Annotated in this window: 14 protein-coding genes; 2 read left to right on the forward strand and 12 right to left on the reverse strand. The window is 37.8% G+C overall.

The window, feature by feature from the left end; all coding sequences use genetic code 11:
- Positions 1-84: 84 nt before the first annotated feature.
- The 4 genes from HHO41_RS14295 to HHO41_RS14310 form a co-directional block, all read right to left on the reverse strand.
- Complete coding sequence (locus HHO41_RS14295; protein WP_169099792.1) at positions 85-870, reverse strand: EcsC family protein; 786 nt, start codon at positions 868-870, stop codon at positions 85-87.
- Between the two features lie 81 nt (positions 871-951).
- On the reverse strand, positions 952-1,803 hold the full coding sequence (locus HHO41_RS14300; protein ID WP_169099794.1) for a DUF4097 family beta strand repeat-containing protein: 852 nt from the start codon (positions 1,801-1,803) through the stop codon (positions 952-954).
- A complete protein-coding gene (locus HHO41_RS14305; protein WP_169099796.1) occupies positions 1,796-2,356 on the reverse strand; it encodes a DUF1700 domain-containing protein in 561 nt (186 codons plus the stop codon). Before HHO41_RS14305 ends, HHO41_RS14300 begins: the two co-directional genes overlap by 8 nt.
- The gene (locus HHO41_RS14310; RefSeq protein WP_169099798.1) at positions 2,349-2,675 is read right to left on the reverse strand and encodes a helix-turn-helix transcriptional regulator; all 327 of its coding nucleotides are present in this window, start codon (positions 2,673-2,675) and stop codon (positions 2,349-2,351) included. Before HHO41_RS14310 ends, HHO41_RS14305 begins: the two co-directional genes overlap by 8 nt.
- Positions 2,676-2,912: 237 nt before the next feature.
- On the opposite strand from HHO41_RS14310, the gene HHO41_RS14315 reads away from it, so the two are divergent.
- Entirely contained in the window at positions 2,913-3,281 is a 369-nt protein-coding gene (locus tag HHO41_RS14315) for a recombinase zinc ribbon domain-containing protein (protein WP_169099800.1), read from the forward strand.
- 105 nt (positions 3,282-3,386) lie between these two features.
- Here HHO41_RS14315 and HHO41_RS14320 read toward each other — a convergent pair whose 3' ends face one another.
- The 5 genes from HHO41_RS14320 to brnQ all read right to left on the reverse strand — a co-directional run bounded on the left by HHO41_RS14320 (position 3,387) and on the right by brnQ (position 8,964).
- The gene (locus HHO41_RS14320) at positions 3,387-4,529 is read right to left on the reverse strand and encodes a glycerate kinase (protein ID WP_169099803.1); all 1,143 of its coding nucleotides are present in this window, start codon (positions 4,527-4,529) and stop codon (positions 3,387-3,389) included.
- Between the two features lie 104 nt (positions 4,530-4,633).
- Positions 4,634-5,800 carry a sulfite reductase subunit alpha gene (locus HHO41_RS14325; protein WP_169099805.1) on the reverse strand — a complete coding sequence of 389 codons (1,167 nt, stop codon included), beginning with the start codon at positions 5,798-5,800 and terminating at the stop codon, positions 4,634-4,636.
- A 165-nt stretch (positions 5,801-5,965) separates the two neighbouring features.
- Entirely contained in the window at positions 5,966-6,265 is a 300-nt protein-coding gene (locus HHO41_RS14330; protein WP_169099807.1) for an EscU/YscU/HrcU family type III secretion system export apparatus switch protein, read from the reverse strand.
- On the reverse strand, positions 6,262-7,545 hold the full coding sequence (locus HHO41_RS14335) for a hypothetical protein (protein ID WP_169099809.1): 1,284 nt from the start codon (positions 7,543-7,545) through the stop codon (positions 6,262-6,264). The genes HHO41_RS14330 and HHO41_RS14335 overlap by 4 nt, the downstream gene beginning before the upstream one ends.
- A gap of 78 nt (positions 7,546-7,623) precedes the next feature.
- Positions 7,624-8,964 (reverse strand): branched-chain amino acid transport system II carrier protein, encoded by a 1,341-nt coding sequence (gene brnQ, locus HHO41_RS14340; protein WP_169099811.1) that lies wholly within the window; start codon positions 8,962-8,964, stop codon positions 7,624-7,626.
- Between the two features lie 265 nt (positions 8,965-9,229).
- Here brnQ and HHO41_RS14345 point away from each other — a divergent pair, with 265 nt between their 5' ends.
- Positions 9,230-10,675, forward strand: a complete 1,446-nt coding sequence (locus HHO41_RS14345; protein ID WP_169099813.1) for a L,D-transpeptidase family protein — start codon at positions 9,230-9,232, stop codon at positions 10,673-10,675.
- Positions 10,676-10,743: 68 nt separating this feature from the next.
- On the opposite strand, the gene HHO41_RS14350 is transcribed toward HHO41_RS14345, so the two are convergent.
- From HHO41_RS14350 to HHO41_RS14360, 3 genes are all read right to left on the reverse strand, one after another.
- Positions 10,744-11,742 (reverse strand): inorganic phosphate transporter, encoded by a 999-nt coding sequence (locus HHO41_RS14350; protein ID WP_169099815.1) that lies wholly within the window; start codon positions 11,740-11,742, stop codon positions 10,744-10,746.
- Between the two features lie 174 nt (positions 11,743-11,916).
- Positions 11,917-12,363, reverse strand: coding sequence for an SgcJ/EcaC family oxidoreductase (locus HHO41_RS14355; protein ID WP_169099817.1), 447 nt, complete (start codon positions 12,361-12,363; stop codon positions 11,917-11,919).
- Between the two features lie 112 nt (positions 12,364-12,475).
- Complete coding sequence (locus tag HHO41_RS14360) at positions 12,476-13,747, reverse strand: cation:dicarboxylate symporter family transporter (protein ID WP_169099819.1); 1,272 nt, start codon at positions 13,745-13,747, stop codon at positions 12,476-12,478.
- Positions 13,748-13,799 lie beyond the last annotated feature (52 nt).

Raw genomic sequence — 13,799 nt, forward strand, 5'->3', positions numbered from 1 at the left:
TTTTTATATCAAAAAATTCCTTTCGACAAAATTCGGGTGGTGACAGGCACCGAATTTGGCACCGAATTTGCGCCAAAGCTGCTTTTAGAGTCTTTGTTTGATACGGCGTTTTTTATACAGGAGCTGGCCGGCTTCAGCAATATCGTTTATGGCAGAGCGATTTATAAAGGCGCCAAACAACAGGCCGGCAATTGGAATCATTTGAAATAGTTTTTTCCAGCCGAACTGGTCGCGATAGGTCATGAATACCTCTCTCCAGCCTTGGAGCTCAGAAGCAACCATCCTTTTTGTGTCCTCTTCATTTCTGTCAAACCGATCAAGCTGAGCCAAAATCGCTTGTTTCCCAACAATATCCGAGGAAACAAATTGTAGAATTTTCACTATATATAATCTCTCATTTTCATCATGCGGATCATAGCCATAGCAAATCGCAATATCCTGGAGGGTTTTTATCTGTAATCCTAGTAATAACGGAATATCGATTGATAACGTAAAAATACCACCAATTCCTGTACTCGCCCCTTGGACAGTTGCTACCTTCTTACTTTTGTTTGAAAGAACTAGAGCCGCTTGGTCCATCTCTAACACTGATAGATTTACCACATCTTCGAGCAAATGAATATCTTTTCCAGGATAAAAGCCGCCAATTTTCGAAACTGAACTTAAGTATCTGCCTCCAGTTTGAATATATTGACCTGTTTCATCCAAGATTGCCCCTATCTTTTCCTGAATAAAAGCAGGGGTCCACTTATCAAGCAGCTTAAACGGAAGTCTGCCTAACTTCTCCCAAAACCATAAATCACCTTGATCTTTCTCCCATTTTTCAATTTGCGTCAATTCCTGTTGCAACCATTCCTTTGTTTCTTGCATTTCCCATCTCTCCTTTGCCTAAATAATTACGATAGAGATTGAGAATGGTTTCACCATCATTAAATATTGTTTCATTCGAATTTATTTTTTCTCTACGGTAATACCGCCATCCATTGTTGATAGGTTGATGATATTCTGTCCTTTTCCAAATACCTCATTTGTTTTTGTTGAATCAAAAATACTAACATTACCATCAACTGAACTAGCATTAATTGTTGCATTGGTTGGTTCGGTTCCTGATTGAATATGGATGTTTCCATTGACTGTTTCAAAATCAATCGAGCGATCTAAATCATTAGTCACAAGCTTAATACTTCCATCCTTGTTTTTTCCAGAGAGCTGCCCCAAAACACCCTCTAAAACGATACTCCCGTTAACAGTATTCGTTCTGATAAAAGAAGCTCCCACCTTGTTTAGTTTGATTGATCCATCCATGGTTTCTGTTACGACATTGGTTCCGTTCGTATGACTTAATTCAATTCCACCATTGATGGTTCTTATGTCTATCTCATTTGCTTGCAAACGGCCGACCTTGATACCTCCATCTTTATTCTCTATTTTTAGGGATTCGTATATATTTTCCGGCACATAAACTTTTAACGATAAAGAGGTTGGGAGGAAATTGATGAAGCTTGTCTGTTTGTAATCCACTTCGATCGTGAGAGCATCATTTTTTACTTTTGTTGCTAAATGATTTTCTGCATTACCAGCATTCCCCGAAAGCTTCACTTTTGCTTTTGAATCAGTTGTTGGTAATAACTCAACGCCAACAGCATCAGACTTAATTTCAATTTTATTAAACTTTTGATTGACGACTTTTTCCTCTGAAATCAACCTTTCTTTCATCACCGGCTTATACGTAAGCAAACTACCAACTATCCCTATTAATAATAGAACTAAGGCAACAACAGAGATATTCTTCATATTAATCATGCTTCAGTCCCCCTTGGACAAGCTTTACATTAAATCTTAAGTAGCGAATAAAGCCATTTGTTAAAGAACGTGTGGCAAGTAACATTCCCATCACAATAAACAAGCCTATACCACATAATGCAAGTGAAAGAAATAAAGTAAACAAGGCAAATGTCTCAGGAGACTGGATGACACTTATAATGAACAATATCGGTGAAACAACCATGGCAAGGCCAGCAACCCAGCCTGCAAAAACCAGGGCAACAAGGGCGATAAACGGTGCAAGGACAATCACAAGATTGAAAAATCCTAATCCAATCACAGCCCAAACTGCTCGAAAAATATTACCTGTAGTTGCTGTATTTTCTACCTTTTCAAGGTGATAGGTTGCTAGCATGTCTTTGGCAATTTGCTGTGGTGAACCAAGAGTTGCCAAGATTTGTTCTTCACTCTTGCCACTCTCTTTTCCAATCGAAAAATGCTCCTCAAAATCTTGGAGAATATCTTGCCGTTCTGCTGCTGGTAGGTGTTTTAAGCCCGAACTTAATTTCGCTAAAAATTGCTGTTTATTCATCTTGCACTACCCCCTCTTTAATGATTTGATTGACCCCGTCCGTGAATTCCTTCCATTCTGCTAGGAGATTATTGAGAAAGCTTCTTCCGCTCTCCGTTAATTGGTAGTACTTCCGCGGTGGACCTTCTGAAGATTCCATTAAATAGGTCGTAAAATAGCCTTCCTTCGTCAATCGTCTTAATAGGGGGTACACAGTGCCCTCCGAAATATCAATTTGCTCAGAAATTTTTTGAACTAGTTCGTAGCCATAGCGGTCCTGTTTATCTAAAAGCACAAGAACGCAAAGCTCTAAAACACCCTTTTTAAATTGTACGTTCACCACATCACACCTCACCTATACATCGTTTACTACTGTATATTATATAGTACCTAACTAAAGTTAACTATATCATACAGTACTAAACAATACAAGGTAGTCATTTACATCTCATTTCTACGAGTAATTTTAATCCAATTCATCATTTTTTTAGGGAAATCTATCAAAATTATTCTTTTTCACGTATTTAATAGACTACTTAGTCATATATTGATAAAAACTAGTAAAGGTGTGAAAGTGATGTCGGTGTTCACAGGGAAAATTTTTTGTAATATCTGCATGAAGCCCTTTAGACCAAAATCTATCAAAGGTTCTACCATATGGACGTGCCAAAGAAACGATCGACACACCACTTGTAATCCAAGTGCCATTGAGGAAAAGTGGCTTACCTCATTGATTTCAATGCGATTATTTTGGGATGAGAAAAGCTATTCAGCTCGACTCATTAACGAACAATTGGAGCATATTGTGTTTGAAAATAAAAACCGTTTGAAGATAAAGTTTAAACATCCAATTATAGATGACATCATCTTTTTTGATGGCAGCCTCAATTTCGGATCGAATTTCAGGGTTAGTCAGTTAGGCTGGGAACTTGAGGAGGTTTCTTAACATGAAGGATTAGCCCTTTCGAAGGAACGCTTCAGACTACGGAAACTAGTAAAAATGGAGACAGCTACACCGTCTCCATTTTTGAAAAAAACACTGCTATACTATTCACAATTTTGAAGACGACAATCTTAACATGCGACAAACATTTTCCGCGGCAAAAACTAGGTTAGCTTCACCTGACTCTAGCGCTTCCTCAAGAGTGGTAACGCCTCTTAAGATTCCAACAATGGCATGAAATCCCTGCTCGTAAAGTGGTTCCACTCCGCTTCCGATTTTTCCAGCAAAAGCTATCACAGGAACAGAGTATTTCCGAGCCACAGTCGCGACCCCATAAGGCGTTTTTCCAAATAAGGTTTGACCATCTATGCTACCTTCACCTGTGAAAACATAATCCGCTCCCTTCACAAGTTCCTCTAATCCGGTATAGCTAATGACAAGATCAATCCCTTTATTTAGATGAGCATTTAGAAATGCCATTAATCCTGCGCCAAGTCCACCGGCAGCCCCTGCTCCTGGCATTTGAGCTACGTCAATGTCCAAATGTTCCTTAATCAGCTTGGCATAGTGTGTTAAATTTTGATCCAAAACTTTGACCATATGTGGAGTTGCCCCTTTTTGTGGGCCGAAGATAGCAGATGCTCCATTTTCACCAATTAATGGATTGTTCACATCACAAGCAACATCAACTTTAACTGTTTTGATTCTTTCGTCCAAGCCGCTCATATCAATTGTATGCAAATGATTCAATGCCCCTCCGCCAAATGGTAATTCCTCACCGTTCACATCTTTGAAAGAAACACCGAGGGCCTGGAGCATGCCTGCTCCTCCATCATTGGTGGCGCTACCGCCTATTCCGATTAAAATACGATTTACTCCGTTATCAAGCGCATGTTTTATTAATTGACCTGTGCCGTATGTGGTTGTTAACAATGGATTTCGTTCTTCTGGCTTGATTAATTCCAGACCGCTAGCGCTAGCCATTTCGATCACTGCTGTTTTCTCTTGACTCAGGAGTCCATATTCTGCCATAACCTTTTTACCTGTGGGTCCAACTACCTCTAGCTTGATTAATTCTCCATCAGACATACTGACCAGTGATTCAACTGTTCCTTCACCACCATCCGCCATCGGTACAATGATACATTCAGCATCAGGAAAAACTGTCTTAATCCCTTTCTCCATAGCAAGGGCAGCAGCCTTCGCCGACATACTCTCTTTAAAAGAATCAGGAGCTAACACAAACTTCATCTTAATCTGTCCTTTACGGTAAATTAGTAGAGTTCATCACACAATCGAAAAAAGGAGGGTGACTATAAATACAGTCACCCCATAAATTTTTATCATTCTTTATTTTAATATACGTCGCGTTGGTAACGTCCTTCTTTTTTCAAGTCATTTAAATAGCTTTCAGCGTCTTCCTGTGACATTGAACCTTCTTTGGCAATAACCTCGATTAGCGTATTGTGAACATCTTTGGCCATGCGGTCTTTATCTCCACAAATGTAGAAGTAGCCGCCATTATCTAGCCAATTAAATAGTTCTTTGCTGTTTTCAAGAATTTTGTTTTGCACATAAACCTTTTTGTCTGTATCACGTGACCATGCTGTGTCTAGTTTAGTGATAACACCGTCTTGAAGATATTGTGTTAATTCTTCTTCGTATAAGAAATCAGATGCAGCATGCTGGTCTCCGAAAAATAACCAAGTTCTACCGGTCGCTTTCGTTACAGCGCGCTCCTCGATAAATGAACGGAATGGTGCAATACCTGTTCCAGGTCCAACCATAATGATATCTTTATCGACAGATTCTGGAAGGTGGAAGTGCTTATTCGGCTGAACAAATACTGGAATAGTATCGCCCTCTTCAGTCCGTTCTGCAACTAAAACAGAGCATACTCCTTTTCGCTCACGGCCGTGCGCCTGATATCTTACCGCACCGATTGTTAAATGAACTTCACCAGGGTGAGCATTCATACTGCTTGCAATTGAATACAAACGTGCTGTCATTTTTCTTAAAATAGAAACAAATTCTTGCGCTGATCCCTTCCATGGGCCAAAATCTTGTAACAAATCCAATAAATCTCGTCCATAACAATATTCTTTTAATTGATTTGCATTTTCAATTAATAAAAGTGTCTGTAGCTCTTCATTTTCTGTTAATTCTGCTGCTTGCTGCAATATTTTTTTAGATAGTAATGTAATTTCAAAATAAGATGTTAACGCTTCCTTTAAAGATAGTGTCTCACCTTGTTTATTAATGATCACTTCTTCTTCAGGATTCCAATTCATTTCTGCTAGAATAGCAGCTACAAGTTCAGGATCGTTTGCCGGAATAATACCTAGTGCATCACCTGCGACATAGGATAGACCTGACCCTTCTAATGAAAACTCAATATGTCTTGTTTCTTTACTTGAGCCATCTTTATTTAAGTTAACATTTTTCAGGACTTTTGCATGAAAGGGATTTGTTCTTGAATATGGTGCTGGAGTCGTTTTTTCATTTGTTATAGTTTGTTGCATCATCTTCACCTCGAATAAGTAATCTATTAAAATTACAAAATTTTTTGTTTAGTAATCGCATACATTCTATTTTATATTGGTCATGCTAATAATGCATTAGGCAAATATATAATATTTTTTATTTTTTTTTGTGAAAACATCACAAAAATGATATATTTTGGAAATTTATCCTCTATTTCCCTTTAATGTAAAATGCTCATGGTCTGCTCGGTAAACAAAGGCAAGTACCTCTGCCACTGCATTGTATAACTGTTCAGGGATGACCTCGTTCATTTCGAGCTGACTTAACAATTCAACTAAGGATGGGTCTTCTTGAATTGGAACATCATGTTCTTTCGCCTTCTCAATAATACTTGCAGCCACTTCACCTTTACCTGTAGCGACAACTTTTGGAGCTGCATTTTTACTAGACTCATACGAAAGGGCAACAGCTTTCAGTTGTTTACTCTTATTATAGTCACTCATATTTTCGTGTCCACCCTTACGTTTTGTCCTAATGAAAGATCGACTGGATTTATTTGTTGTGGTTTCATCTTCCTTTTCTCCAAAGTAGGATGACTTACTTGAATAAATGAAAGGGTATAACCAATGCTAACCAGTTTCTGTTTTAACGTTGGTGTTAACGACTTAACAACCTGCTCTATTTCAGGTGAATCATTGGTAATCGATAAATGAATCACTTTATTTTGAACTTGCATATCGACAACAGTATGATTCAAACTCTTTAAATCTAAATAAAATAAAACCCGGCAGTAATTAGGGTCAATTTGGCCGTTACTGATTTTCCGACCGCTCCATTGCAATGTTACATCAGATTTCTTTTCTGCAAAAACGAAAGGCAGCTGCATGACAATCTGTTGCATAGGACCACTTAAATCCTGCGACACTAACTGCAATCCCGTCAAACGATTTAACAGGGGCTCTAATAGCTTTCCATTACTGCCAAGTTCCGTCAAAGAAGTCAAAACCAATTGTTTTAGTGAGCGAAGTGTTTCTGCCGACGCTTCTTTATCACCTGTTTTCGACCCAACTTCATTTTCATAATGAAGACCTAAAGATTGAATCAGTTGCTTTAGCAGCTGCTTCACTTCTTGAGTTGATTTGACATCATCAATTGAATGATTTTGTAAAATCGAACTGATCATATCTTTTAATGGCTGAATTGATTTTAAAGATGCAAATGCCGGATTATCTAACTGACTCCTTAATTCCTCTAATTGTTGATAAAGGGGTTGCGTTTCTTGAACAGCTACTAACGATTGGAAGGTTGTTTTTGTAAAGGGAAGCCCCTTTGTAATCATCCACTCCAATGCCGTTAGTTCTTTTGTAGCATCCGACCGGCTGTTGATCCATGATGCCGCTAACTGAAGCTGTTCCTTCGATACAGGAAGATTTTTCGATAATAGAAATTGGATTAATTGTACGTTCTGTTTTGTATCAGGAAGTTGTTGGCTATTTAAGAAGAGTTCCTCAGAACCAGTTTGTTGGATTCCCGCTATGACCTTAAGCTCCAACCCATCCTTGCCAACGGAACGAACTTCGAACCAATAACTTTCGTCAGCTGACAAGTCAGCTTTTAACGTTGCTACCAACCGCTTGTCTCCCATTCGGATAAGCGCCATGTCATTGGGCAGAAATTTTTCAATTCTGCCATTAAGTAATTGCCCTTGCTTTAAAGAAAGCAACGAGTCCTTTTGTAAATTTTCATTTTGAAAAAGAGATTGGATCATTTGTACCGGATTCATTTGCAAAGCTCCTAACATCCATTTCTCTTACTCTATTTTATCCGATTTTATTATATCAGGATGAATGAACTTGTTAAATTATGCTGCCTTCTTAACCGTTTTTTTCTCTACAGTATCATAGTTTAATTTTTCAAAAATACTACCGAGAACCACCCCAACAAGCCCTGGTATAACCCAACCAAAGCCTTGAGTTTGCAACGGAACATTCGCTAATAATGGCGAAATTGAACCATTTAGGAAAGTGGAATTACTGATTTCAATTAGGCTAAATAATCCGACAAGACCAATTGACATAGCATAAACCGGGCGCCCTTTAAACGGTAATTTGTTGTGGAGAAGCCCTAAAAAGATCAATGAAATTGCCATTGGATACAGTAATCCCAACACCGGTACAGACACTTTTAATATTTGCGATAAACCTAGATTGGCAACTAAGCCACTGACTAAACATAGAAGGACTGCCCATTGTAAATAGGATAATTTCGGAAAGACGCTTGTAAAGTATTGTGCACAAGACGTGATGAGACCGATACAAACGCTTAAACATGCCAAGGTGAAAATTAACCCTAACACAATCGTTCCACTAGTACCAAACAATTGATTTAAGACTGTACTTAATACAATCGCCCCATTTTCAACTTGTCCAGATAAATTCGTAGATGCACCTAAATACGCTATGATTAAATAGCAAGCAGCTAATAATAGACCACAAATAAATCCACATAACACCAAATATCTAACTTGTAGTGATTGCTGATTTACGTTTTTACTTTTAAAAATATTAATAAATACGATTCCGTAAATTAATGCACATATCGCATCCATAGTTTGATATCCATCTAAAAATCCTTGTGAAATGGGGTTACCTCGATACGTTAAAGATGGGTCTGTAAAACTTGGTAAATCGGAAAATAAGGCTTTGATAAAAACAATTAAAATTAATACCAGTAATGCAGGTGTTAAAATTTTTCCAAACCGGTCTACTAATTTACTTGGCGACTTGGCAAACCAAAATACGATACCAAAAAACAGAATCGTATACAGTAAAAGTCCGATTGGCAAAGCTTCTATTGAGGTGGGTAAAAATGGCTTTACCCCCATTTCAAAAGCCAAACTTCCAGCTCGTGGAATCGCAAGCCCAGGTCCAATCGATAAATAAATCGCCATCGGGAAGAGCAAAGCAAACGTAGGATGAACTCGATTAATTAAAGACCCGAAAGTTCCAGATTTGGCAATTGCGATAAATGCCAAAACAGAAAGGCCCGCATCAGAAATGATAAAACCAATTACCGCTTGCCATACATTTTCTCCAGCAGACTGTCCCAAAAAGGCAGGAAAAATTAAATTCCCCGCACCGAATAACATAGAAAATAACATGAAGCTCATAAACATGATGTCTCTGTTGGATAATTTATGCAATGATTCCACCTCGATAAAATTATATAAAAATAACTTTACTATTTTATCAGATATCTGAGCTCTTTTTTATAAGATTTTAATATTTACATAATTTTTTCACTGAACAATTTTGCAATAGACAGTTCACGACAAAGTTCGCGGTTCAAAATCCACACGAATAGTGGTATTATTTTGAATAGATAGAATAATGTAATATTTTGGTACAATCCCTGCCTACATTTGTAGGATATTGATAAATGGATTGTTCAGGAAAGGGGGGGTTTTTTTGGGTCATGCTATTAAAGATTCAATCGAAGCAAATGATAGAATACGGGAGAAATCTACTAAAAGATTTTCAAATTGGAAATCTTTTACTGCGTTAGTCATCATCCTAATAGCCATCATCTTAAGCGGAATAAGCTATTATCAGGCCAACCATTTTAATAAGAATACCAGTATTAACGGCACACGAGTCGGCGGGATGACAGCAAATCAGGCGCTTAAAGAATTAAAATCATCTGTCTTAAAAAATGAAGTATATGTTGGAGAGCAGCAAATTGTGGATGGAAAAGATACTAAGTTCGGCTTTACCGAAAAGGATCTGCCAGATGTGAAAAAACTATTAAAAAACCAATGGACATTTTTCCCTACAGCAATGGCAAAGAATTATCCATTAATGCCAGGCAATCAGGATAAATATCGTAGCGACGTTCTGAAAAAGGAATTTGAACAAAAGCTCATCTCAATGAATCAAAATTTAAAGGCACCAACAGATGCACAAGCCATTTTAGAGCAAGGTAAAATAGTGGTCACAGAAAGTGTTAAAGGGGAACAATATGATGTTGCCAATCTATTAAAAGACTACGATAACCAACTCAATTCCAGTGAAATCAAATTGAAACCTGTCTATCTCAAGCCAATTAAAGAAGACAGCACAATTATCAAGGACGAAAAAGAAAAGCTGCAACAACTTTTAACCCAAACTGTTGACTATCAGGTTCAAGACCAGATTTATTCTTTAAATGCTGGAGAGCTAATTCAAAATGCTTCTGTTTCAAAAGAATTAAGCGTTACAATAGACCCTGGTAATATTACAAACAAAATTGCCGAAATTAATAATGCCAAATCAACATTAGGTAAAGACTTCTCGTTTACGACCCATTCTGGTTCTGTTATATCAGTTAAAGGTCAAGGTTACGGCTGGGCCCTTAATGTAGAAAAGGAAGCAGCCATGATTAAAACAGCATTTGAAAAAGGCGAAAAATCGGCTCAAGCTTCGAATATTTACGGCAATGCCTGGGGCAGTAAGAGCATTGGCTATGATGTCACAACTAATAACGGTATTGGTGACACCTACGCTGAGGTATCGATTGCTGAACAACGCATTTGGTTATACAGAGGAGGACAGTTAGTCTTTACGACTCATGTTGTTACCGGAAAACATAGTACGGGGGAAGATACATCACCAGGTGTATGGTACATCCTTTATAAAAAAACTCCATACACTTTGAAGGGAACTGCGGTTGGTAAAGGTAGTTATTCAGCAGAAGTTAGTTATTGGGCACCCTTTACAAACACTGGACAAGGCTTCCACGATGCTAGTTGGCGGACGAACTGGGCAAGCGATGCCTATCTTTCCCAAGGATCGGCGGGTTGTGTCAACACCCCTCCGAATGTGATGAAAACGGTGTATGATAACTTAAGTGTTAATCAGCCGGTGGTGGTCTATTAAATTTAAAAAAGCAGGAAATCGTTCAATCACGATTTCCTGCTTTTTTCACTATTACAAAAGAAACATCATTAAATGACAAGATCTAATAATAAATAAATTAAACCCGATAGTGTAGCAGAAATTGGAAGGGTAATAACCCATGTTATGACAATCTGCTTGGCAGTATTCCATTTAACACCTTTTAAACGATGAGAAGCACCAACACCCATAATAGAAGATGAGATAACATGAGTTGTACTTACTGGTAAATGCATATATGTAGCTCCCAAGATAATCAATCCGCTCGTAACATCTGCAGCGACACCATTATCTGGACGGATTTTCATAATCTTTCCACCAACCGTTTTAATAATTCTCCAACCACCTATCGATGTACCAATCCCCATAGCAGCTGCGCAAGCAAATTGTACCCAAAAAGGAATATCATTCGAAGCTAATTGACCGCTGGAGATCAAAGCCATTGTAATAATTCCCATTGTTTTTTGAGCATCATTTGTTCCATGTGAATAGGATTGGATTGCTGCGGTGAAAATTTGATAAATCCGAAACCTTTTGTTCGTTTTAGCTAAATTATTATTTTTGAAGACACCTTTTAAGATACTATATATGATGTAACCTAATACAAAGGCAATAAACGGCGAGAGAATAAGTCCTTCTAAAATACTAACAAAACCACCATAATTTATTGAGGTAACCCCCGCCGCTGCAATAGCTGCTCCCGCTATTGCTCCAATAATTGCATGGGAGGAACTGCTAGGTATGCCAAAATACCAAGTAATTAAATTCCACGCAATCGCAGCTAACAGAGCAGCCAATATCACCTCGGAGCCATTAGGTAAAGCAAAAGGATCAACAATATCTTTAGTAATCGTTTTAGCAACACCGGTAAATGTTAATGCCCCTAAAAAGTTCATCAATGCTGCCATCGGAACTGCATGTCGGAGTTTGATCGCTTTAGTAGAGATTGCCGTTGCTATCGCATTGGCTGTATCATGGAATCCATTAATAACATCAAATAGTAACGCAAAAAGGATAATAATAATCGTTAATATAAAAGCACCATCCATATGTCAAATCCCCTTATCTGTAAATCTATCAAGTTAGCGAAGAACATTTAATTACATTATACAACTATTTCTAAAAACTACTAAAATTTAACACATGAACTTGCTAAACATATAAAAAAACACCTACAATTTCATGTAGATGTTTTATATTTAATATGATTTTTGTGTTTAGACTTAAAGCAATTGCTTTAACTCCTCAGTCATTTCCTCGACTAACTCTGGTCTGCCATGAAACTGAGCAGGGGTATTTTGAAAAAGCTCGATACACCAGCCTTTGTCTTGTTTCACAGCAACTAAAGTTTGCTGAGCATTCACTGCTGGCTCTATATCCGATTTCCCAGGTGGGATCATTCCAGCAATTGCGTGTAAAATAGCAGCATCAGTTCCAAGACGCCGAATATTTTTAATTTTAGTTACAAAAGGAGCAGTCGGATGGCTTTCAAAGATGGGCTTAAGATGAGTTAGTATTTCCTCCTGACCAATGACCATACTCCCATCAAATCCAATTTGAACTCCGTGTTCTGCGAATTGTACTGACATTCCCAGTGCATCACGTCTATTCCAAGCATCAATGAGATTATGATATAGTGCTTGAACTTCATTCTGTAATGAATCCTTCACGCTCTATTCCTCCTCAAAATGTGAGTAATCCCTACAATATGTTATCTAAGTTTAACACAACCTGTCGTAATTAACCTCTTAACCGTAATGCAGTTGGTAATGTTTAAATGTTTTAAGCAACTTCGGCTTGCTTAGCTGTATTTAAGTAATCATTTGCTTTTTCTTGATCAAATTGACCTTCCCATTTTGACATAACAATGGTCGCTAAAGAATTTCCCAAGACATTCACCGAAGTTCGTGCCATATCCAACAACCGATCAATACCCGCAATAAATGCGACTCCCTCAAGCGGCAGTCCCATAGACCCAAGTGTTGTTAATACGACAACGAAGGAGGCACCAGGAACACCGGCCATTCCTTTGGAGGTTAACATTAATACTAACAACAATGTAATTTGTTGGGTCAATGATAAATGAATTCCATACATTTGTGCGACGAAAAGTGATGCCAATGCTTGATAAATGGATGAACCATCTAAATTAAATGTATAGCCTGTAGGAATAACAAAAGAAGTAATGGATTTCGGGCAACCAAACTTCTCCATTTTATCCATAAGTCTTGGCAATACTGCCTCTGAACTTGCAGTAGTAAATGCCAAAATGAGTTCGTCTTTTAAAACTTTCATTAAAAGAAAAATATTTGTTCCTGACATTTTCGCAATCATCCCCAGAACGACAATCACAAAAAATACCATTGTAGCATAAACAGCAATCACTAATTTCCCTAATGGAATTAATGAAGTGATCCCAAATTTGGCAACTGTTATTCCTATCAGCGCAAATACACCAAACGGAGCGAACTTCATCACTTGATTGGTTATCCAAAACATTGCATCTAATACACCTTCAAAAAAACTAAGAACAGGTTTTCCTTTTTCTCCTACTGCCGCTATTCCTAAACCAAAAAACACAGAGAAGAAAATAATCGGCAATAAATCGCCTTGAGCAATAGATTCAAATATATTTTTCGGAACAATATGAACTATCGTGTCTGAAAAGCTTTGCGTTTCAGCTGTTTTCGTCGTTGCCTCGTATTTGGATATATCACTTTTTTCAAGGTTACTAGTATCTAAACCAGCACCAGGATGGAATAAATTTGCCGATAGTAAGCCTATCGCAATTGCAATGGTTGTGACAATCTCAAAATATAGAAGGGTTTTTCCCCCCAGTTTCCCCAGTTTTTTAATATCGCCAACTCCCGCGATTGAGACTACTAATGCAGCGATAACTATAGGGACAACAATCATTTTTATTAAACGAATAAAAATATCGCCAATTGGAGCGATAATGGCCATGACTGTTTCATTTCCATGAAATAAAGCACCAACAACTATCCCGAGAACAAGTGCAACAAAAATTTGCGAAGCTAGCCCAAACTTCCTCATTTAAAAATCCTCCTAAATTAGTAGTCTTATGTCATCGCTATTATGTGAATAT

The sequence above is a fragment of the Bacillus sp. DNRA2 genome (assembly GCF_012843265.1).
In the GTDB taxonomy this organism is placed as follows: domain Bacteria; phylum Bacillota; class Bacilli; order Bacillales; family Cytobacillaceae; genus Bacillus_BU.

What these genes read in the sequence shown, in the direction of transcription:
- HHO41_RS14295 (WP_169099792.1), bottom strand. Translation starts at nt 870, where the DNA reads ATGCAAGAAACAAAGGAATGGTTGCAACAGGAATTGACGCAAATTGAA.
- HHO41_RS14300 (WP_169099794.1), bottom strand. Translation starts at nt 1,803, where the DNA reads ATGATTAATATGAAGAATATCTCTGTTGTTGCCTTAGTTCTATTATTA.
- HHO41_RS14305 (WP_169099796.1), bottom strand. Translation starts at nt 2,356, where the DNA reads ATGAATAAACAGCAATTTTTAGCGAAATTAAGTTCGGGCTTAAAACAC.
- HHO41_RS14315 (WP_169099800.1), top strand. Translation starts at nt 2,913, where the DNA reads ATGTCGGTGTTCACAGGGAAAATTTTTTGTAATATCTGCATGAAGCCC.
- HHO41_RS14320 (WP_169099803.1), bottom strand. Translation starts at nt 4,529, where the DNA reads ATGAAGTTTGTGTTAGCTCCTGATTCTTTTAAAGAGAGTATGTCGGCG.
- HHO41_RS14325 (WP_169099805.1), bottom strand. Translation starts at nt 5,800, where the DNA reads ATGCAACAAACTATAACAAATGAAAAAACGACTCCAGCACCATATTCA.
- HHO41_RS14330 (WP_169099807.1), bottom strand. Translation starts at nt 6,265, where the DNA reads ATGAGTGACTATAATAAGAGTAAACAACTGAAAGCTGTTGCCCTTTCG.
- HHO41_RS14335 (WP_169099809.1), bottom strand. Translation starts at nt 7,545, where the DNA reads ATGAATCCGGTACAAATGATCCAATCTCTTTTTCAAAATGAAAATTTA.
- HHO41_RS14350 (WP_169099815.1), bottom strand. Translation starts at nt 11,742, where the DNA reads ATGGATGGTGCTTTTATATTAACGATTATTATTATCCTTTTTGCGTTA.
- HHO41_RS14360 (WP_169099819.1), bottom strand. Translation starts at nt 13,747, where the DNA reads ATGAGGAAGTTTGGGCTAGCTTCGCAAATTTTTGTTGCACTTGTTCTC.